1 protein-coding gene is annotated in these 1,366 nt (G+C 58.3%); it reads right to left on the bottom strand.

Features of this window, described 5'->3' with window-relative positions; genetic code table 11:
* Positions 1-143: 143 nt before the first annotated feature.
* Positions 144-1,301, bottom strand: a complete 1,158-nt coding sequence (locus tag KF784_20235; GenBank protein MBX3121385.1) for an IS701 family transposase — start codon at positions 1,299-1,301, stop codon at positions 144-146.
* Positions 1,302-1,366 lie beyond the last annotated feature (65 nt).

Here is a 1,366-nt window from a genome sequence, read left to right as displayed (position 1 = left end):
CACTCAGGAGGAGAGAATCCTCTGCGCCGGTAGTGAGCTTGTCGGGCTCTATGTTGATGTCTTCTACGCCACACGGACCAGTGCAGCACATGCTCGATGGCTTGGCTGGTGTGCACAGCAGATGCGATAGCAGTTTACGTAACTCAGGCACGCTCAGGGCAATCAGGCCGGGTGTGTGTTTTTTTCTCCCGCACCCGCAGGGCCACCAGCACCGCATGGGCCAGTAGTACCAGTGTGATGTGGCGATACCAGCCCTGCCAGCGGCGCACCTCGTACTGATCCAGGCCGCACTCGCCTTTGGTGGCCTCAAAGCCGATCTCAATCTCCCAACGTCTGCCAGCAATCTGTACCAAACGCTTGAGCTGGGCCTGCGAGCGCTTGGCATGCACCACATAATAGGCCAACTCCTGATGCTCATCCAGGCTGCGCCGCACCAACAGGTAATGTCCGAAGCGACGCTCCTTCTGTGTCAATTGTAGCCGCCACAGCGGCACCAGAGCCCAGTCGTACAGGCGCTCGCCTTTGGTTCCGGCGCCTGCCGACAGACAACGCCATGCACGTGCTGGTAACGCTTGCGCAATCTCTTCGGCCTTTACGTGCTGCGACCCCTGCCACCACAGCGGCTCATTCCTGGCTACAGCCAGCACGAAGGCCTGCTCGCGTGACTCCAGCCATACCCGCAGGTGCCGATCTTCACCGTAAACTTCATCGCCTGTGATCCACCCACAGGGCACGCCCGCATCCAGCGCTCGCTCGATCATCTTGCGTGCCAACTGGGGTTTGGTCGCAAATTCCACCTCCTGTGCAATGCCTGCAGCCTCGCAGCGTAAATGATCATCCGTCCACTGGCGCGGAATATAAAGTTCACGGTCAATGAAGGCACTGCCACCGGCACCGGCATAGCACAGAAACACGCCGATCTGGCTGTTCTCGATGCGCCCGGCCGTACCGCTGTACTGGCGCTGTACACCAACCGAGTGGGTTCCTTTCTTGACAAAACCTGTCTCATCAACAATCAGCACGCCGTCTGAATCACCCACATGCTCGACAACGTAATCGCGCAGCACATCGCGCGCCGCATCAGCATCCCACTGCGCGCGTTCCAGTAGATGTTGCACTCCATCGGGCGTTGTCTCGCCCATCCATTCGGCCAGTTGCCAGCCGTTCTTGCGCTCTACCGTGCTCAACAGGCCCTTCAGGTACGCAAGGCTACGCTGGCGTGGCTCGCTGCGCCTGAATAAACTTCCAAGCCGCTTGTGCACTACCTCCAGCTCCCTGGCCCAATCATTTAGTTGTGACATCATACCCAAACCCACCTTATTGTTGATACAGGCTATATTCTCGCACTTTATCTACGACTGTAGTA

It is taken from the genome of Fimbriimonadaceae bacterium, from assembly GCA_019638775.1.
Classification (GTDB): domain Bacteria; phylum Armatimonadota; class Fimbriimonadia; order Fimbriimonadales; family Fimbriimonadaceae; genus JAHBTD01.
The sequence above is the reverse complement of the archived record's forward strand: the minus strand, read 5'-3'. Positions and strand labels throughout refer to the sequence as shown.

What these genes read in the sequence shown, in the direction of transcription:
- KF784_20235 (MBX3121385.1), bottom strand. Translation starts at nt 1,301, where the DNA reads ATGTCACAACTAAATGATTGGGCCAGGGAGCTGGAGGTAGTGCACAAG.